General features: G+C 62.8%; 17 protein-coding genes. 13 read left to right on the plus strand and 4 right to left on the minus strand.

Features of this window, described 5'->3' with window-relative positions; all coding sequences use genetic code 11:
- Positions 1 to 267 precede the first annotated feature (267 nt).
- Positions 268 to 738: a helix-turn-helix domain-containing protein gene (locus DDQ68_RS04140; RefSeq protein ID WP_109654405.1), complete on the plus strand. Its 471-nt coding sequence runs from the start codon at positions 268 to 270 to the stop codon at positions 736 to 738.
- The gene (locus DDQ68_RS04145) at positions 696 to 1,433 is read left to right on the plus strand and encodes an IS630 family transposase (RefSeq protein WP_162549743.1); all 738 of its coding nucleotides are present in this window, start codon (positions 696 to 698) and stop codon (positions 1,431 to 1,433) included. Before DDQ68_RS04140 ends, DDQ68_RS04145 begins: the two co-directional genes overlap by 43 nt.
- 3 nt (positions 1,434 to 1,436) lie before the next feature.
- Here the strand turns inward: DDQ68_RS04145 and DDQ68_RS22525 are convergent, their stop codons facing one another.
- The gene (locus tag DDQ68_RS22525; RefSeq protein WP_162549820.1) at positions 1,437 to 1,676 is read right to left on the minus strand and encodes a hypothetical protein; all 240 of its coding nucleotides are present in this window, start codon (positions 1,674 to 1,676) and stop codon (positions 1,437 to 1,439) included.
- 240 nt (positions 1,677 to 1,916) lie between these two features.
- Between DDQ68_RS22525 and DDQ68_RS04150 the strand changes: the two genes are divergently transcribed.
- Positions 1,917 to 2,468: a GNAT family N-acetyltransferase gene (locus tag DDQ68_RS04150; protein WP_109655107.1), complete on the plus strand. Its 552-nt coding sequence runs from the start codon at positions 1,917 to 1,919 to the stop codon at positions 2,466 to 2,468.
- A gap of 22 nt (positions 2,469 to 2,490) precedes the next feature.
- Here the strand turns inward: DDQ68_RS04150 and DDQ68_RS04155 are convergent, their stop codons facing one another.
- Complete coding sequence (locus tag DDQ68_RS04155) at positions 2,491 to 3,600, minus strand: glycosyltransferase family 9 protein (RefSeq protein WP_162549821.1); 1,110 nt, start codon at positions 3,598 to 3,600, stop codon at positions 2,491 to 2,493.
- 222 nt (positions 3,601 to 3,822) lie between these two features.
- Here DDQ68_RS04155 and DDQ68_RS04160 point away from each other — a divergent pair, with 222 nt between their 5' ends.
- The 10 genes from DDQ68_RS04160 (at position 3,823) to hisIE (ending at position 14,386) form a co-directional block, all read left to right on the plus strand.
- Positions 3,823 to 4,287 carry an Xre family toxin-antitoxin system antitoxin gene (locus DDQ68_RS04160; RefSeq protein ID WP_245897285.1) on the plus strand — a complete coding sequence of 155 codons (465 nt, stop codon included), beginning with the start codon at positions 3,823 to 3,825 and terminating at the stop codon, positions 4,285 to 4,287.
- A gap of 19 nt (positions 4,288 to 4,306) precedes the next feature.
- Entirely contained in the window at positions 4,307 to 4,759 is a 453-nt protein-coding gene (locus DDQ68_RS04165; protein WP_109655108.1) for an RES family NAD+ phosphorylase, read from the plus strand.
- Positions 4,760 to 5,777: 1,018 nt separating this feature from the next.
- The gene (gene hisG / locus DDQ68_RS04170) at positions 5,778 to 6,629 is read left to right on the plus strand and encodes an ATP phosphoribosyltransferase (RefSeq protein WP_109655110.1); all 852 of its coding nucleotides are present in this window, start codon (positions 5,778 to 5,780) and stop codon (positions 6,627 to 6,629) included.
- A 177-nt stretch (positions 6,630 to 6,806) separates the two neighbouring features.
- Positions 6,807 to 9,254, plus strand: a complete 2,448-nt coding sequence (hisD, locus tag DDQ68_RS24380) for a histidinol dehydrogenase (RefSeq protein WP_342767434.1) — start codon at positions 6,807 to 6,809, stop codon at positions 9,252 to 9,254.
- A 58-nt stretch (positions 9,255 to 9,312) separates the two neighbouring features.
- Positions 9,313 to 10,419 (plus strand): bifunctional histidinol-phosphatase/imidazoleglycerol-phosphate dehydratase HisB, encoded by a 1,107-nt coding sequence (hisB, locus tag DDQ68_RS04180; RefSeq protein ID WP_109655112.1) that lies wholly within the window; start codon positions 9,313 to 9,315, stop codon positions 10,417 to 10,419.
- A 75-nt stretch (positions 10,420 to 10,494) separates the two neighbouring features.
- Positions 10,495 to 11,136: an imidazole glycerol phosphate synthase subunit HisH gene (hisH, locus tag DDQ68_RS04185; protein ID WP_109655114.1), complete on the plus strand. Its 642-nt coding sequence runs from the start codon at positions 10,495 to 10,497 to the stop codon at positions 11,134 to 11,136.
- A gap of 93 nt (positions 11,137 to 11,229) precedes the next feature.
- Positions 11,230 to 11,952, plus strand: coding sequence for a 1-(5-phosphoribosyl)-5-[(5-phosphoribosylamino)methylideneamino]imidazole-4-carboxamide isomerase (locus DDQ68_RS04190; protein WP_109655116.1), 723 nt, complete (start codon positions 11,230 to 11,232; stop codon positions 11,950 to 11,952).
- Positions 11,953 to 12,022: 70 nt separating this feature from the next.
- The gene (locus tag DDQ68_RS04195) at positions 12,023 to 12,751 is read left to right on the plus strand and encodes an HAD family hydrolase (protein WP_162549822.1); all 729 of its coding nucleotides are present in this window, start codon (positions 12,023 to 12,025) and stop codon (positions 12,749 to 12,751) included.
- Positions 12,752 to 12,789: 38 nt separating this feature from the next.
- On the plus strand, positions 12,790 to 13,575 hold the full coding sequence (hisF, locus tag DDQ68_RS04200) for an imidazole glycerol phosphate synthase subunit HisF (RefSeq protein WP_109655121.1): 786 nt from the start codon (positions 12,790 to 12,792) through the stop codon (positions 13,573 to 13,575).
- A gap of 136 nt (positions 13,576 to 13,711) precedes the next feature.
- Positions 13,712 to 14,386, plus strand: coding sequence for a bifunctional phosphoribosyl-AMP cyclohydrolase/phosphoribosyl-ATP diphosphatase HisIE (hisIE, locus tag DDQ68_RS04205; RefSeq protein ID WP_109655123.1), 675 nt, complete (start codon positions 13,712 to 13,714; stop codon positions 14,384 to 14,386).
- Between the two features lie 122 nt (positions 14,387 to 14,508).
- Here hisIE and DDQ68_RS04210 read toward each other — a convergent pair whose 3' ends face one another.
- Positions 14,509 to 15,477: a hypothetical protein gene (locus tag DDQ68_RS04210; protein ID WP_109655124.1), complete on the minus strand. Its 969-nt coding sequence runs from the start codon at positions 15,475 to 15,477 to the stop codon at positions 14,509 to 14,511.
- A gap of 879 nt (positions 15,478 to 16,356) precedes the next feature.
- Positions 16,357 to 17,523 (minus strand): tetratricopeptide repeat protein, encoded by a 1,167-nt coding sequence (locus DDQ68_RS04215; RefSeq protein ID WP_109655126.1) that lies wholly within the window; start codon positions 17,521 to 17,523, stop codon positions 16,357 to 16,359.
- Between the last annotated feature and the right edge of the window lie 2 nt (positions 17,524 to 17,525).

A 17,525-nucleotide genomic window follows, 5' to 3' on the forward strand; every position in this document is an offset into this window, starting at 1 on the left:
CCAGTACGCAACATACGAGTCAACTAAGTAACCGGCCATAATTATCTGCATAATGTTAGGGGGTAAACTGGATAGTATATTTCGAGCCGGCGCGGTCAAGAATGTACCAGACGGCGGTCCTGAGGGTCTTGAAATCAGCGTAGGCTTCGGGGCGGCGCCACTCGTATTTTATCTTGCGCCAGCGGGTTTCGATTTTAGTGAGGTGGGGCCTACTGCTGAGTCAGCGAAGTTGACTAACAGAATACAGGTAGTTTAGGTTGGCCTGGTATGGCCCGACCAATCACTCCTTTTATCCTAGCGGCCGCCGACCAGGCTGCCCTCGAAAACTTCACCCGCACGGGCTGCCGCCCGGTGCGGGCCGTACGCCGCGCCCAGGCCCTGTTGGCCTTAGCTACGGGCATCGGCCAACAGGCGGCCGGTAAGGCCATCGGCCTGAGTCGGCAGACCGTCAGTGAGCTGCGCCGCCGCTACGAAGCGGGCGGCTGGGAGCTCGCGCTATCTGAGGCCCCGCGTAGTGGCACGCCCCCACGCTTCGACGGGCCCCAGCGGGCCGCCCTCACCGCTCTGGCCTGCACCCCGGCCCCGGTAGGCCACAGCCGCTGGACGTTGCGTTTGCTCGCCGACAAAGCCGTGGAGCTGGAACTGGTGGAAACTATTTCCCACGAGACGGTGAGCCAGGTGCTCAAAAAAACGAGTTGCCGCCTCACCGCCAGCAGCACTGGTGCCTGGGGGCGGTGAACGCCGCCTTCGTAGCCCGGATGGAGGACGTACTGGCCGTCTACGAACGGCCTTATGACGCGCGTTTTCCCGTTGTCTGCTTCGATGAGCGGCCCTGCGTGCTCCACGGCCAGCCCGTCGAACCGCTGGCCCCGGTGCCAGCCCAACCGGCGGTGGGCAAGCAACCGGCCAAAGCCGGGCGGCCCCGCCGCGAGAGCAACACCTACGTGCGCCAGGGCACGGCTTGCCTGCTGGCCGCCTTCGAGCCGGGCACGGGCCAGCGCCTGGTCGAGGTCTCCGCCCGCCGCACCGGGGCCGACTACTGCCGCTTTATGCAGCAACTGGCCGCTCACTACCCGCAGGCCGAGAAAATCGTGTTGATGCAGGACAATCTCAACACCCACACCGATGCCGTCTTCTATCAGCACCTGCCGGCGGCCGAAGCGCGGGTGCTAGCCGCTCGCTTCGAGGTGCATTACACGCCTAAAAATGCCTCCTGGCTCAACATGGTCGAACTCGAACGCTCGGCCATCGCCCGCCAGTGCCTGCACCAGCGCATCCCCACGCAAGACGAACTCACGGCCCACGTCGCCGCTTGCGTGGCTGAGCGTAATGCGGCGCGGGCCACCGTAAAATGGCAGTTCACCCTCGAAAAAGCCCGCGTCAAACTCGACCGACACTATCGGAAAATTAGGGCAGCTAATTTGCCTGACTAAGCACTAGTAAGCAGTTAAATAAGGTGCAGGTCTTGGTCTTTCCATGCCGCCAGGCGGGCCTGGCAATCCCCCGCGTGGTGGAATGCGGGCATTGTCGGGGACGAGGACGGTGGGGCGGCTACGGGTGGCGGCCCAGGCATCGAGCGTATCGATGACGTGGGCCGCGTCGAGGCGGTCTACGCGGGCCGTGGCGGGCAAGTCGTTGGTGGGGGCGTTGTAGCAGCTCAGCACGTTGAAGCGCATGCCTCAGTCGTGGGCTTGGTCATTTCGGGTGCTTACCACGGCTGGAATTATGGCTGGGCCGAGCGGTTTTCTCGTCGCCACGGGCCTGGCCACGGCGTTCTACAAAGCCTGCCCAAAACCCGCGCCCCGGTAGGTCCGAGGAGCACTTTCGACCCGCCCGCCGACCGCCGCCGCGGCTACGGAATAGTCCCCCCGGCCGCCAGGTGCTTACTTTGGGGTTTTACGCGGCTTTTGCTTGCTATGATTACGCTAGAACCCTTCGGCCCCGCCGATTTTGCCCAGCTCATCGCCTGGATCGATACCGAGCAGCTGCTCAGCGCGTGGTGCGGCGCGCTCTTCGCCTTCCCGCTCACCCCCGACGATTTGGCCTGGTACATCCGCGGCGCCAACGACTTCGCCGCGCCCGACGTGTTCATTTACAAGGCAGTGGAGGTGGAAACCGGGCGCACGGTGGGCCACATCTCGCTGGGCAGCATCAGCGCCCGCGACCGGTCGGGGCGTATCACGCGGGTGTTGGTGGGGCCTGGCGCAGCGCGTGGCCGCGGCTACTGCGGGGCCATGGTACGGGCGCTGCTGCGCATTGGCTTCGAAGCGCTGGGGCTGCACCGCATCGGCCTGGGCGTGTACGACTTTAACCACGGCGCCATCCGCTGCTACCGCGCCTGTGGCTTCCACACCGACGGCACCCTGCGCGACGTGGCCCGCCACGGCGATACGTACTGGAGCCTGGTGGAAATGAGCATCCTCGCCCCCGAGTGGCGCGCCCAGCAGGCCGTCCCGGCGGCCGGGTAGGGGCCCCGGCGGCGCAAGCCGGTCACGCGGCGGTGGGCGCGGGGAGTCCCAGCGCCTGCAAAAAGGGACGCAGCTGTGCCCAAGCGTCGGCAAACGGGATGTTTTTGATGGTGCTGGGGGCGATGATCCATTCGTAGTGGCTGCCGTAGGGGTACCAGTTGAGTTGGCCCACGCGCTCGGCCACGTACAACCCAAAGACGGGAATGCCGTAGGCCGCCGCCACGTGCACCGCTGCCGTGTCCGGCGACACCAGCACCGCCAGTTCGCCGATGACCGCCGCAAACTCGTCGAAGGACGCGGAACAAAATACGGGCGCTGGGTCCAGGGCCTTCGTTACCCGCTCCCGGTCGGCCGGGGACGCTAGTACCACGGGGGTCCAGCCGTCGGCCCGTAGCGCGTCGGCCAGGCGGCGGTAGTTGTCGACGCCCCAAAACCGCGAATCGCCGCCTGCGGACGTGTTGAGGCCGACGAAGCGGCTCGCACCCGGAAAGGCCGTGCGCAAAAAATCCTGCGCTTCCCGCGTGGCCGCTGCCGGGGCCCGGTAGGCCAGGCGCAGCGGCCCCGGGCACCCCGCCGGCCCGAACGCCTCCCCCAAGTGGGCCAAGCGTTCCACCACGTGGTGGCTGGCCGGGTCCAGGTCGGGCACCGGGTGCGTAAAGAGCGCGGCGTTGCGCTTGCGCAGGGATACCTTACAGGGGGCACTCAGCACCCCGGCCAGCAGGCTAACAGTGGTGGAGAGCTGCTCGTGCAAGTCGACGACCGCCGTGGGCCGGAACGCCTGGGCGTCCCGGCGCGCGCGCCACAAGCCCAGGGGCCCCTTGCGGTACACGACGACGTGGTCGACGCTGGGGTTGTTGGTAAAAATAAAGTGGTTCTGAACGTCGGCGACGACGACTGTCCGGCAGCCGAAACGTTTCTTGATGGCCTGGATGCAGGGCGTGCTGACCAGCGCGTCGCCGATGCCGTTGAGCCGCAGAAACACCACGGTGTCGGCGGCCGTGAGGTGAACCGGGCCGTTTCCCACCCGGCCCCGGCGCAGGGCCAGGAACGCGTCGAGCGCCAGGTTCTTGAAAAAATGTTCCGCCCACTTTAGGCGGGCGGGGCGGCCAGGGGGCAACGAGGCTGGGGGCATCGGGCGGTGTGGGAAGGAGGGAGTAGCGGTGCCGCTTGGGCCCCGCGGTGGGATGATACCCGGCCCGGCCCGCACCCCTACGCGGGGCTCTTTTTTATTTTCCTGGTCGCCGCCTCCGCTTCTTTTCGCCCGTGGCCCGCACGCAGTTTGCCAGGGGAGGGGCCCCGAACCAAAACGGAACATTTTCCCGTTGTTAGGGAAAATGTTCCCATCTTTGGGGAAATGCTTCCCGCCGTTGCCATGCCTGCCGCCGCTATTCATCCCCGCGCCGCCGTTTACTCTACCGCCTTGCTGAGCCTGGCCACCGCCGTGGCCGACCCCTACGCGCTGGTAATGGCGGCGCGCGCCGGCGTGCCGGCCAAAACGGCGTTCGATGTGGCCAGCGTGCTCCATCTCCGCGCCGATGAGCTGGCCGACCTGCTGCACACTACCACCAAAACCCTGCGCACCTACCGCGAGGCCAAGAAGCGCCTCAACCCTGCCGCCAGTGAGCAGGTGCTCAAGCTGCTGGCCCTGGCCCGCCGCGGCGAAGAAGTGTTCGGGGCCCCGGCCGCGTTCCGGCGCTGGCTCAGCAAGCCCGCCTACGGCCTGGGGGCCCAGGTGCCGCTGGCGCTGCTCGAAACCAGCGGGGGCATTGACCTGGTAACGGAGGAAATCGACCGCATTGCCTACGGCGACCTGGCCTAGCCGTCCCAGCAGCGCCGCCGTGGAAGTTTACCGCATTTGCCTGGCCAAGTACGCCGACGCCCTGGTTGCTTCCGGCAACCCCGGCCGCTGGAACCTGCGCGGCCAGTTCGTGCTCTACGCCGCCGGCAGCCGGGCCCTGGCCTGCCTCGAAAACGTGGTGCACCGCAGCGGCGAGGGCCTCAGCGACCTGTTCAAGGTGGTAGTCATCGACTTCCCCAACGACCTGGCGGTGGAAGCACTCACGCTGGCCGACCTGCCCGCTGATTGGCAGTTGCCGGCGCACTACGCTCGCTGCCAGCCCCTGGGTGCGGCTTGGTACATGCGCCGTGCTGCGGCCGTGCTGCGGGTGCCCTCGTCCGTCATCGCCCACGAGTTCAACTACGTCTTCAACACCCAGCACCCCGATTTTGCCCGCGTGCGCCTCGTGGCCTGGGAGGATTTCGCGTTCGACCCGCGCATCAAGGGGGAGTAGGCGGGGTGGCAATGGTCTAAATCAAGGTGCTAAACTCGTTATTTAATATAATGATTTTGAGGAAAAATTATTGGATAAATATATTGTTAATCAATGGTTTATGCATGAAATAAAAATAAATTCTAAGTCTGATTAATGATTCTGCAAATCACCATAAATTAGACGACTACCAAAATTATTAGTGCCAATGGGGTAACTGTACCGGCTGTAATTACTGACGTAGTTTTCAGCAGAGAATATAACATATAATTCAATTATACATATAAATGAAAGCAATACGAAAACAGCGGTAACACCACCTTCGATTGTGAAGTAGGAGATTCATTACTTATTAGAGTGATGCCTCAAAATCCTGACGGTGGATTCTATATATTAAAAAGTTTGTACAGAGTAAAAAAGCGTTCGATAATACACCTTTGGTGGTGGTCCAAAGTGGGGTGATATTCTATTTTCAGTTATTAGCGCGTTCTGATGGGAACCACTTGAATAGCGTCAGAAAAGCGGAAAACAGCGTGTCAAGAAGCAGAATTAAATGCTGGAATCACCCCGCTTTGGACCACCGCCACACCTTTAAACCAATCGGTGTAGGCAACAGCCACCGGCGGCCGTGTATACAGCGCCAACAAATTCTGTATTGCACAGTTCGGCCCCGCCCGCAAAACAATTGCCCGGCCTTGCCCGTTTGGGAAACCGAACTACCTTTGCGGCCAGAATGACCACCCTCGCTTTCCTCTTTTGCTTCGCTGCAACGGCCGTTTCGGCCGGGGACGCCGCTGTGGGCCACGGCCACCATTACCACCATCGGTAGGGGGCCGGGCGGCGTGCCGGGGGCTGATGCAGCTCCGGTAGCCCGCGCCTCCGCCGCCGCGCCCGTACTGCGCCGTTGCGCCGGGTTTCTTGTTCCGTTTTCATTTTGTGGGATGCGCGCGGGGCGCCGCCGGCCGGTATTGGCCGGCCCCCCCCGCCGCCGGCTCGTCGTCGCGGGGCCCTCACCGGGCCGCCGCTTACCAAGTTTCTTATGCTTCGTTTAGCCATTCAAAAGTCCGGCCGCTTGAGCGAGGACTCCCTCCAGCTCATCCGCGAGTGCGGCATCAGCTTTCTCAGCAGCTCGTACAAGCTCAAGACCGAGGCCACCAACTTCCCGCTCGAAATCCTGTTTCTGCGCGACGACGACATTCCCGGCTACGTGCAGGACGGCGTAGCCGACTTGGGCATCGTGGGCCAGAACGTACTGGAGGAAGCCGACGGGGCCCATCTTCAGGTCGAAGCCCTGGGCTTCAGCAAGTGCCGCCTGAGCCTGGCCGTGCCCCGCGGCGACGCCTACGATTCGGTGATCAGTTTGCAGGGCAAGAGCATCGCCACTTCGTACCCCCACCTGCTGGGCCGCTACCTGGCCGCCCACGGCGTGCAGGCCCAGCTGCACACCATCAGCGGCTCGGTGGAAATTGCGCCCAGCATCGGGCTGGCCGAGGCCATTTGCGATATTGTGAGCAGCGGCTCGACGCTGCTCGGCAACGGCTTACGCGAGGTCGAAACCGTGTTTCGCTCCGAGGCCGTACTCATTGCCCAGCCCAACCTGAGCGCCGAGCAAAAAGACCTGCTCGACCAGCTCCAGTTCCGGATGCAGGCCGTGCGCCGGGCCAAGCGCAGCAAGTACATCGTCCTGAACGCCCCGGTGGAGGCCCTGGAGGAGGTGCGCCGGTTGCTGCCGGGCATCAAGTCGCCTACGGTGACGCCGCTGGCCGAGGCCGGCTGGGTGTCGGTGCAGTCGGTGGTGGAGGAAGATGACTTCTGGCACATCACCAGCCAGCTCAAGGCCGTCGGGGCCGAAGGCATTCTGGTGCTGCCTATCGAGAAAATGATTGCCTGATTTTTATTCAACAGTTATCAATTAACATTTAACAGGTAGTTAATTATTGATGATGAGCTGTTCATCAGGGAATTAGACTGGTAATGGGCTGAAAAAAATACTCTTATAACCCTTCAATTCCTCGTTGACAATCGCTCCTTGTTAACTGTTAATTGATAACTGTTAATTGTAAAAGCAATGCAAACCTACCGCACCCCCGCACCCGCCGCCTGGGGCCCCCTGCTGGCCCGCCCCGCCGCGGCCGAAAGCATCGCCGTGGCCGCCCGCGTGCAAGAAATTTTTAACCAGGTAGCCGCCGGCGGCGACGACGCCCTGCGCCAGCTGGCCCAGGAGCTGGACCGCGCCGCCGTGACCGATCTGCGCGTGAGCGCCGCCGAGTTTGCCGCCGCCGGGGCCCAGGTGCCGGCCGCGCTGCAAGCCGCCATCCGCCAGGCCAAGGCCAACATCGAAACCTTCCACGCCGCCCAGCGCGTGGTGGAGGCTCCTATTGAAACCCAGCCGGGCGTGCGCTGCTGGCGCCAATCGGTGCCGGTGCAGCGGGTGGGGTTGTACGTCCCGGGCGGTTCGGCGCCGCTCTTCAGCACGCTGCTGATGCTGGGCGTGCCGGCCCGCCTGGCCGGCTGCCCCGAGGTGGTGGTGTGTACCCCGCCGCAGGCCGACGGCACGGTGAGCCCGGTGATTCTGTTCGTAGCCCAGCTGCTGGGCATCACCACGGTGGTGAAGGCCGGTGGGGCCCAGGCGGTGGCCGCGCTGGCGCTGGGCACGGCCTCGGTGCCGGCGGTGGACAAAATCTTCGGGCCCGGCAACCGCTACGTGACGGCCGCCAAGCAGTTGGCCGCCGCCCGCTACGGCGTGGCCATTGATATGCCGGCGGGCCCCTCGGAAGTGCTCGTCATTGCCGACGCCAGCGCCAACCCCGCCTTCGTGGCCGCCGACTTGCTCTCGCAGGCCGAGCACGGCCCCGATTCGCAGGTCGTGCTGCTGACCGACTCCGAAGACATCCTATATAAGGTGCAAGCGCAAGTGGAAACCCAATTGGCCACGCTGCCGCGCCGCGACGTGGCCGCCCGGGCCCTGGCCGAGAGCTGCGCTGTGCTGTTGGCGGGCCCCGCCGAGATGCTCGCCTTCTCCAACCAGTACGCGCCCGAACACCTGATTTTGGCCGTGGCCGACCCCGAGGCCCTGGCCGCCGGCGTCACCAACGCCGGCTCGGTGTTCCTGGGCCACCTCACGCCCGAGGCCGTGGGCGACTACGCCTCCGGCACCAACCACACGCTGCCCACCAGCGGCTACGCCCGGCAGTACAGCGGCGTGTCGCTCGATTCGTTCGTGAAGAAAATCACCTACCAGCGCCTCACCGCCGCCGGGGTGCAAGCCCTGGCCCCGGTGGTGGAAACGATGGCCGAAGCCGAGGGCCTGCACGCCCACGCCCGCGCCGTGGCTCTGCGCCGTGAAAGCCTGGAGCAAGAGCAGCAGCAGCAAGCTGCCGTAGAAATTGAAGCCACTGAGGAAGCGGTCCCGGCCTTCGAGCTGGGGGCCCTGGTGCGGCCCAGCATCCGCAAAATGCAGCCGTATTCGTCGGCCCGCGACGAGTTTGAGGGCACGGCCGCGGTGATGCTCGACGCTAACGAAAACAGCTTCGGCTCGGTCGGCGACCGGGTGTTCAACCGCTACCCCGACCCGCAGCAGCGGGCCCTGAAGGCGGCGCTGGCCCCGCTCAAAGGCGTGGCCCCGGCCCAGATTTTCCTCGGCAACGGCTCTGACGAGCCCATCGACCTGCTCGTGCGCCTCACCTGCGTGCCCGGCCAGGACGCCATCGCCGTGCTGCCGCCCACCTACGGCATGTATGAGGTGGCCGCCAACCTGAACGACGTGCGCGTGGAGCGCCTGCCGCTCACGGCCGACTTCCAGCTGTCGCCCGAAACTATTGAGCAGCTGGCCCGCTCGTCGGCCAAAATCGCCTTTCTCTGCTCTCCCAACAACCCCACCGGCAACCTGCTGGACCCGGCCGCCGTCGAGCAGGTGCTGCGCCGGTTCCGGGGCCTGGTGGTGGTGGACGAGGCCTACGGCGACTTCACCGGGGCCCCCAGCTGGACCACGCGCCTGGCCGAATTTCCTAACCTGGTGGTGCTCCAGACCTTCTCCAAGGCCTGGGGCCTGGCCGGCCTGCGCCTGGGCGTAGCCTATGCCTCGCCGGAAATTACCGGCTACCTGAATAAAATCAAGCCGCCCTACAACCTCTCTGAAAATACCCAGCAGCTGGCCCTGGCTGCCCTGGGCGCCGCCGACCGCCTTCCGGGCCTGCGCCAGCAAATTCTGGCCGGTCGCGCCTGGCTCACGGAAGAACTGCGTGAATTGCCCGTGGTCGAACACGTGTTCCCCTCGGATGCCAACTTCCTGTTGGTCCGTTTCCGCCCCGACGCCACGGCGGTGTACGACGCGTTGCTGTCCCGCGGCATCGTGGTGCGCAACCGCACCACGCAACCCGGTTGCGCCGGCTGCCTGCGCCTGACCGTGGGCACGCCCGCCGAAAACGAGCAGCTCGCCGACGCCCTGCGCGCCATTGGGGAGGAGCACCCCGCCGCGGCCGACGTCGGCCTGGGGGCCCTGGTAGGCAACGCCTGACGCCGGGGCCCCGGGCTCGCCGTAATTGTTAAATGATACCTGTTAAATGTTAATTGACTTGAAGAAGGCCCTGTTCATCGACCGCGACGGCACTATTTTGATCGAGCCGCAGCCCAGCCAGCAAATTGACGGCCTCATGCCCGACAAGTTCCAGTTTGTGCCCGGGGCCATCAGCGGCCTGGCGCGCATTGCCCGCGAGCTGCCCGGCTACGAGCTGGTGCTGGTGAGCAACCAGGACGGCCTGGGCACGGCCAGCTTCCCGGAGGACACGTTCTGGCCCGCCCACCAACTGATGCTGGACATTCTGGCGGGGGAGGGGGTGCGCTTCGCCGCCGAGCACGTCGACCGCAGCTTCCCGGCCGACAACTTACCCACCCGCAAACCCGGCACCGGAATGCTGGGCCAGTACCTGGGCGCGGCCAGCGGCTACGACCTGGCGGGCTCGTTCGTTATCGGCGACCGCCGCACCGACGTGCAGTTGGCTCACAACCTGGGGGCCCAAGCCATTTTGGTCAATGCCGAGCCCGACGCGGAGGCCGCGTTGAGCACTACGGATTGGGACGAAATTTACTGCTTCCTGCGCTACCCGGCGCGGGTGGCCGTGGTGCAGCGCGACACCAACGAAACCCAGATTGAAATCCGTCTCAACCTAGACGGCACCGGCCAAACCAACATCCACACCGGGCTGGGATTCTTCGACCATATGTTGGAACAATTGGGTAAACACAGTGGTTCGGATTTATTCATAAGGGTAAAAGGGGATTTGCACATCGACGAGCACCACACTGTTGAGGACACGGCCCTGGCGCTGGGCCAGGCCTTCGACAAGGCCCTGGGCGATAAGCGCGGCCTGGCCCGCTACGGCTTTTTGCTGCCCATGGACGAGGCCCTGGCCCAGGCGGCCATCGATTTCTCGGGCCGCCCGTGGCTGGTCTGGGACGCGGATTTTAAGCGCGAGAAGGTTGGCGATTTGCCCACCGAGCTGTTCTTTCACTTTTTCAAGAGCTTTACCGACGCCAGCCGGGCCACGCTCAACATCTCCTGCCGGGGCGACAACGAGCACCACAAGATCGAAGCCATCTTCAAGGCCGTGGCCAAGGCCATCAAAATGGCTGTGGTCCGCGATGCCAGCTCGGCCATCCCCAGCACGAAGGGCATTTTGTAGCATCAGGCCCAACTATGCACAAATGTATTAATTTTATGCGTGTATAGTTGGGATACGTTTATTACGCATTTGTTTATGGTAGCGGTTGTGAATTACCAGGGCGGCAACGTCCAGTCCGTGTTGTTTGCCTTGGAGCGCCTGGGCGTGGAGGCAATGCTGACCGATGAGGCGGACGTGCTGCGGGCGGCCGACAAGGTGCTGTTCCCGGGCGAAGGGGAGGCCTCGTCGGCCATGGTGGCGCTGCGTGCCGCTGGCCTGCACGAGGTACTGCCCACGCTCACGCAGCCGTTTTTGGGTATCTGCCTGGGCATGCAGCTGCTGGGCCGCCGCAGCGACGAGGGCCCCGCTGGCGGCACCGAGCTGCTGGGCATGCTGCCTTTTGAGGTGGTGCGCTTCGCGCCCCCCGACGCCGCCCATAAGGTGCCCCACATGGGCTGGAACAACCTTCATGACCTGCAAGGGCCGCTGTTTACCGGCCTGCCGGGCGCGGAACCCGCGGGCGCCGGGTCCCCCGGCGCGGCCGATTACGTGTACTTCGTGCACAGCTACTACGCCCCGGTGGGCGATTACACCATTGCCCAGGCCAGCTACCCGGCCGGGGCGCCGTTCAGCGCCGGGGTGCGTTACCGTAATTTTTACGGGGTGCAGTTCCACGTTGAGAAGAGCGGTCCCGTGGGCGAGCAAATCCTGCGCAATTTCCTGCACGGCGACTTGTGAGCCGTCAGCTGGTAGCGTTCTTTATTACCCTGGTCAACGGCCATCATCAAAAAAAAAGCTAACAGCCACCAGCTGCCAGCTAACAGCTAAAATATGGACCTTATCCCCGCCATCGACCTGATCAACGGCGCGTGCGTGCGTCTGACGGGCGGCGACTTCGCCCGCCAGACCACCTACTCCGCCGATCCCTTGGCCCAGGCCCAGCACTTTGAGCAGCTCGGGGCTACCCGCCTGCACCTCGTGGACCTCGACGGGGCCCGGGCCCGGGAGCCGCGCCAGCTGGCGGTGCTCGAGCGCCTGGCCCGCCACACCGGCCTGCACATCGACTTCGGCGGCGGCATCCAGACCACGGCGGCGGCCGAGCAGGCCTTTGCGGCGGGTGCGGCCCAGCTCACGGCCGGCAGTATCGCCGCCCGCGACCCGGCGCTGGTGGGGGAGTGGCTGGCCCGGTTCGGGGCCGAACGGATCATCATCGGGGCCGATTTCAAGGGCGACTACATCGCTGTGAGCGCCTGGACGGAGCAGTCCACCCAAACGCTGCCCGCCTTCATCGAGGCCTACCTGGCGGCCGGGGCCACCACCTTCATCTGCACCGACGTGGCCCGCGACGGCCAGCTCCAGGGCCCCGCCACCGCCACCTATACTACGCTGCGGCAGCAGTACCCCGCGGCGCAGCTCGTGGCCAGCGGCGGTGTTACGACCGTGGCCGATGTGGCTGCGCTGCGGGCGGTGGGCATGGCCGGGGCCATTATCGGCAAGGCCTTGTACGAGGGCACTATTACGGAGGCGGAATTGCGCGGCGAGTTGGCGCGTTAAGCGATGCTCCTTGGCCCTGCGGCCGACTAAACAAAATCTCATTGCCATGCTGCCCCAATCGTCCCCGCCCGTGCCCATAACTACTGTGCTCTTCGACCTGGACGACACGCTGTTTGACCACACCGGTACGGCCCGGGCGGCGCTGGCCGCCACGGCGGCGGCGGATGCGCGGTTGCAGGTGGCCGACCCAGAGGCCTTGTACCAGCACTACAGTGAGCTGCTGGAAGAAATTCACGCGCAGCTGTTGGCCGGGCGCTACACCTACAATGAGGCGCGCCAGCTCCGGTTCGAGTGCCTGCTGGGCCCCTACGGGGTGGGAGCGGCCGAGGTGCCCGCCATTGCGCAGGCCCATTACGGACGCTACCAGCAGCTGCGCCGGCCGCTGCCCGGGGCTCGGGCGCTGCTCGAAGCCCTGAAACCGCACTACCGCATTGGCATTGTCACCAACAACCGCACGGCGGAGCAAGTGGAGAAGCTGCATCATTTGGATATGCATCCATTTGTAGATGTGCTAATTACTCCGGAAGACGTGGGTGTGCCGAAACCCGACCCGCGTATTTTTGCGTTGGCCCTGGCGCGGCTGGGGGCCCGGCCGGCGGAAACGGTGCTGGTGGGCGATAACTGGACGGCTGACGTGCTGGGGGCCTTGGGGGCGGGTATCCGGCCCGTGTGGCTGAACCGCACCGGCCCCCCCCGGTCGCTGCCCCATGTGCTCGAAATCACTAGCCTGGTGCCGCTGTCGGCTGTTTGGCACGCCATCACCGGCCGGCCCGTTGCGGTGGGGGCCCCGGCGGCGTAGTTCCTTTTTCTTTTGTTTACCTCTTTTTATCCTGCCCGATGCTCACCAAACGCCTCATTGCCTGCCTTGATGTGCAGAACGGCCGCACCGTCAAGGGCACAAACTTCGTGAACCTGCGTGATGCCGGCGACCCCGTGGCTCTGGCCGCCCGCTACGCCCAGGAGGGCATCGACGAGCTGGTGCTGCTCGACATCACGGCTACTGTGGAAAAGCGGCGCACGCTGATCGAGCTGGTGCGCAACGTGGCCCGCGAGGTCAATATTCCCTTCACCGTGGGCGGGGGCATCGGGGCAGTGGCCGACGTGGAGGCTCTGCTGCTGAGCGGGGCCGATAAGGTGAGCCTGAACTCCTCCGTGCTGCGCGAGCCGGGGCTGATCGACGCGCTGGCCCGGCGCTTCGGCAGCCAGTGCATCGTGGTGGCCGTGGATGCCCGCCAAACCAACGCCGCCGCCGCGGACCCTGCCGACGAGGCGTGGGAAGTATACACCCACGGCGGCCGCCAAGCCGCCGGGCGTGAGGCTGTGGCTTGGTGCCGCGAGGCCGCCGACCGCGGCGCGGGCGAGTTGCTGCTCACCTCCATGAGCCACGACGGCACCCGCGACGGCTACGCCCTGGGTCTGACCCGGGCTGTGGCGGCGGCCGTGGGCGTGCCGGTGGTAGCCTCGGGTGGGGCGGGGGCGGCCCCGCACTTCCGCGACGTGCTGGCCCCCGGCGGGGCCGATGCGGCCCTGGCGGCTAGCGTGTTCCACTTCGGCGACTTGTCGGTGGCCCGCCTCAAAACCTATTTGTTGGCCGAAGGCGTGGCCATGCGCCCGGTCGGGTAGGGGCCCGGCCGCCGGGGTTCCCGCTGCTCAAGCGGCGCTTCGGGGCGAACTTTGTTGCTTTCTGGTGCGTGGGGGTCCCCGCTGTCTGCTGCGCGAAACATCCGCCCGCACCGTTCCTATTACTACTGTTTGTACTATGGCCACTGGCTCTGCTTCCGATACTCTTGTTCCGCTCGATGCGCTGCGCTTCGATGCTGCCACCGGCTTGGCGCCCGCCGTGGTCCAGGACGCCGCCACCGGGCAGGTGCTCATGCTGGGTTACTTTAATGCCGACGCCTGGGCTCAAACCCGGCGCGAGCAGCGCGTCACGTTCTTTTCCCGCTCTAAAAACCGCCTGTGGACCAAGGGCGAGAGCAGCGGCAACTTCCTGGAAGTCGTGAGCCTGCACATCGACTGCGACGCTGACACGGTGCTGGTGCGCGTCCTGCCGGCGGGCCCCACCTGCCACCGGGGCTACATAAGCTGCTTCGAGCAGCCGGGCCAGGCCGTGGCTCCGGTAGCTCCCGTGGGCTTCCTGGCTGGCCTGGAGCGCCTGATTGTGGACCGCCGCGCCAACCCTGGGGCTGCACCGGGTTCTTATACCGTGTCGCTGTTTAATAAGGGCTTGCCCAAAATTGCCCAGAAAGTGGGGGAGGAGGCCGTGGAAACTGTCATTGATGCGGTGGCCGGCCACCGCGACACGCTGCCCGGCGAAGTAGCCGACTTGCTATTCCACCTGATAGTGTTGTTGGTTGCCACTGGTGTCCCGCTCGCAGAGGTGCTGGCCACGTTGCAATTCCGGCACCTGGGTCCTCGGCGGGGCGAAGAGTAGTTCGGTTTGCGTTAACTGCTGAATCCCGCGTAATCAAAAAGGCTCGACCGCATTTGTGCAGTCGAGCCTTTTTGATGGCAAAAAGCTAAATCGTTACTTAACATAATTATAAAACAAGTTAATTATACTCTTAATTGGCGTCGTATTTTCTCCAGTAACCCTTGTACCAGTAGTAGATCGTCCTCGTGGGTGATTTCCAGCTGCGTGTCGATGCCTGGTCCTGCGAGGTGAATCGTGAACTGGGTGCCGGATATTGGGACAGGTACGATTGCCGGCACAGGTAAGGACCGGGCCGTTGCAGCTGGATAGGCAGCCCGGGGAACGGCCGGTGGGTTGGGTGTCGGTTGTGGTGCAGCAGTTGCGGCAGGGACTGGTGTTGCGTTGGGCATCTCGAGTGCGCCCCCTCCGAGTCCAAACAGGTTTGCTACAGCGTCTGTAGGGCCTGGTGTTGGGGTGTGACGGGTCGCAGGTGGGGGGTTAAGTGTTAAAGCGGGCTCTCCCCCTTCAATGCCCGCAACGCTTCTGGTGGGTTCCCTGTTGGCAGTCGGTGTGCGAAAGGAATTTGCCGCCGGTGTGGGGGAGGCCAGTTCGCGGCGGGGCGGAGCCTGTGCGGCCAATTGGTCAATGTCGGCCACGGTGTTGTGCTCGTCGAGCAGGCCAACTGCGCGGGCACCTTCTGCGAAAGCCTTTGCCACGGCTGCGGCGTTTATTTCTTCCACGTCGAATTCGCGGATGAGCATTACGTCCAGCATTTGCACGGGCAATTCCCGCTGGCGGAATTTGCGGCATAGCTGTGTAAACAAAGGTGGCGTTAGGAAGGCCTCCCGGTGAAATAGCAGTTCTTCCTGCTTGTCGTAGGCGTGCTTGATGCGGCGGAACAGGGTGGTGGTGCTCAGCAATTCGCGCTTGCTCGTGAGCAGCCCAAACTTAACGGCCGATCCCACAATGGCCTTAAATGAGCCGCTAACCTTGCGGTCAAGCTTGCGGGCGCAGGTTTCGAGGGCACACTTGCCACCGGTGTCGTCCACGACTTCCGCTACTTCCCAGGCGCTGGCGTATGTAGTACGGGGGTAGTCTATAAGTTTAGGCATAGTATCAAGGATTAGGGTATAAAGTACGGAAGTATTACACAGGTAAAGAAAAAAAAGTTAGCATTCAGATATAAAGTATAAAAAAGTACAAAGTATAATATTATTTATACTTTTTATACTAATGAATACTTTCCCACGCCTTTTAATATACTTTTTTTTCTTATGGAGTTCTTATTGTCACCCTAAATACACCTGCTAAAAAATTGGTCTATAAAAATATATTTATGACTTGCATTGAGACTGTGGGAGGGGATACCCGCTACAACTCGAAAAACGCCATTGCGGGAGGACCTTAAGAAATTCAGGCAACTCAGATACTATGGCCGCCCAAACAAAAACCCTACACTGTATCGGACACAGCAATTGCTTTCGCGTCCACACAAGGGGCACTGCACTTAAAACTCGTAAAAAGCTCGCTAGCCGCGAAGCCAGAAACAAGCACAGGAGCTTCGAGCATTTTAGAGGTGCGTATTCGCTGCTGTTGATTTGTGAACGCGACACGGATTTCTATTACTGAAAAACTGATTTAAGGTACACCTTGGCAGAACCTAATCATCAAAAAGATAAGCGCACCGTTGAATTCAATCGCCAGGCAGCAATGCGAATGCACACATTACTGATAAAAACCAGTCAAGCTCTCATCAGAACCAGTGGCATATTGACACCAAGATGGCAGCAACAAACCAGAACAGCCTAATCGCGAACAAAACAGCGGATCAGTTATTTGTCTTATAATTTATATTATGTTAAATTGATCTACTTTAATTACGGGCCTTCGCCCCAAGAACCCTTCCCTGCTACCCAGGGTGGCAACAAAAAAAGGCCCAGACGTCAAACGACGGCCGGGCCTTTTTTACTCATACTCGATTTACAGACCGACTACTTCTTCAGCTTAGCGCTGAGACGCTCCGAGTCAGCAGTACGACCGAGGCGGAAGTACACTTTCTGCAAGGTTTGCATCACGGCCGTGTCGTCGGGCTTGATTTGCAGCGCTTTTTCAAAGTACGGCACACTGTCCTCGAAATACTTTTTGCCTTGGACCTCGTATTTTTTGCCCGACACCTGGTAAGTTTTCAGGTCCATTTTGCTGGCCTTGGTATAGGCTTCGGCCGCTTTATTATAGTTGTACACGCCCAGGTTATACTGCGCGTCGAAATTATTCGGGTCGGCGGTGATGGCTTTTTGGTAAGCTGCCGACGCTTCCGCGGGCTGCTTGTTGCGGTCGTACACCCCGCCCAGCACTGCGTACAGGTTCGAGGCATTAGCTGGGTCGGCGGCAATGGCCTTGTTGATTTTTTCGATGGCTTCGTTGCCGCGGCCCGTGGTCAGGTACACGTTCAACTCCTCCAGCATAAAGTTTTTGTTGTTGGGATACGCGGCCAAGGCCTGCTGCAACACCTTGGTGGCCTCGGCCTCGTTTTTGTCCTGACGGGCAATCTGGAGCAGGCGGTTATAGACCTGCACCGGGGCCGGCTTAGCCTTGTAGGCCTCCATGCCCAGCAGCTGATTGTAGGTGGCCTTTGCCCCCACAAAGTCCTGCTTCGCATCTTGGGCATAGGCCGAGTACAGCACAGCAGTGGTGTCAGTCGGGTTCAGCTTCGAGGCAAGCTGGTAGCTGGCAATGGCCTTGTCGTAGTCCTTGCCATTGTAAGCTTCCACGCCGGCGTTGAAGGCCTGGCCGTAGAGGTTCTGGAGCTGGGGCACGGCCAGCTTGCCGTATTCACCGGTTTTGGTATCAAGCTCGATGGTTTTGTTGAACGACTCGGATGCCTTTTGCAGGCCCTCGCCCGGCTGCAGCTGCTTGCCGTAGATGGGGCTGCCTAGCATTTGGGCATAAATGTCGCCACGGGTGTACCAGGTTTTGGCCTTGCCACTGGTTTTAGCGTCGAGCACCGCCTTATCGATTTCGGTGCGGGCCTTGTCGAGCAGGCCGGTTTTCTGGTTCAGCAGCGCGTTGGTTACGGCCGAGTTCTGGGCCTGCGCCGCGTCGGGCGCGACGGCGGCCAAAGCAGCGGCCACGGCCAGGGTCAAAAGAACTTTCTTCATGA

Source organism: Hymenobacter nivis (assembly GCF_003149515.1).
GTDB lineage: Bacteria > Bacteroidota > Bacteroidia > Cytophagales > Hymenobacteraceae > Hymenobacter > Hymenobacter nivis.

Coding starts and splice junctions, on each gene's coding strand:
- DDQ68_RS04160 (WP_245897285.1), top strand. CDS start 3,823: ATGCTTCCCGCCGTTGCCATGCCTGCCGCCGCTATTCATCCCCGCGCC.
- DDQ68_RS04150 (WP_109655107.1), top strand. CDS start 1,917: ATGATTACGCTAGAACCCTTCGGCCCCGCCGATTTTGCCCAGCTCATC.
- DDQ68_RS04210 (WP_109655124.1), bottom strand. CDS start 15,477: ATGCCTAAACTTATAGACTACCCCCGTACTACATACGCCAGCGCCTGG.
- hisH (WP_109655114.1), top strand. CDS start 10,495: ATGGTAGCGGTTGTGAATTACCAGGGCGGCAACGTCCAGTCCGTGTTG.
- hisF (WP_109655121.1), top strand. CDS start 12,790: ATGCTCACCAAACGCCTCATTGCCTGCCTTGATGTGCAGAACGGCCGC.
- hisIE (WP_109655123.1), top strand. CDS start 13,712: ATGGCCACTGGCTCTGCTTCCGATACTCTTGTTCCGCTCGATGCGCTG.
- DDQ68_RS04155 (WP_162549821.1), bottom strand. CDS start 3,600: ATGCCCCCAGCCTCGTTGCCCCCTGGCCGCCCCGCCCGCCTAAAGTGG.
- hisD (WP_342767434.1), top strand. CDS start 6,807: ATGCAAACCTACCGCACCCCCGCACCCGCCGCCTGGGGCCCCCTGCTG.
- hisG (WP_109655110.1), top strand. CDS start 5,778: ATGCTTCGTTTAGCCATTCAAAAGTCCGGCCGCTTGAGCGAGGACTCC.
- DDQ68_RS04215 (WP_109655126.1), bottom strand. CDS start 17,523: ATGAAGAAAGTTCTTTTGACCCTGGCCGTGGCCGCTGCTTTGGCCGCC.
- DDQ68_RS04190 (WP_109655116.1), top strand. CDS start 11,230: ATGGACCTTATCCCCGCCATCGACCTGATCAACGGCGCGTGCGTGCGT.
- DDQ68_RS04140 (WP_109654405.1), top strand. CDS start 268: ATGGCCCGACCAATCACTCCTTTTATCCTAGCGGCCGCCGACCAGGCT.
- DDQ68_RS22525 (WP_162549820.1), bottom strand. CDS start 1,676: ATGCGCTTCAACGTGCTGAGCTGCTACAACGCCCCCACCAACGACTTG.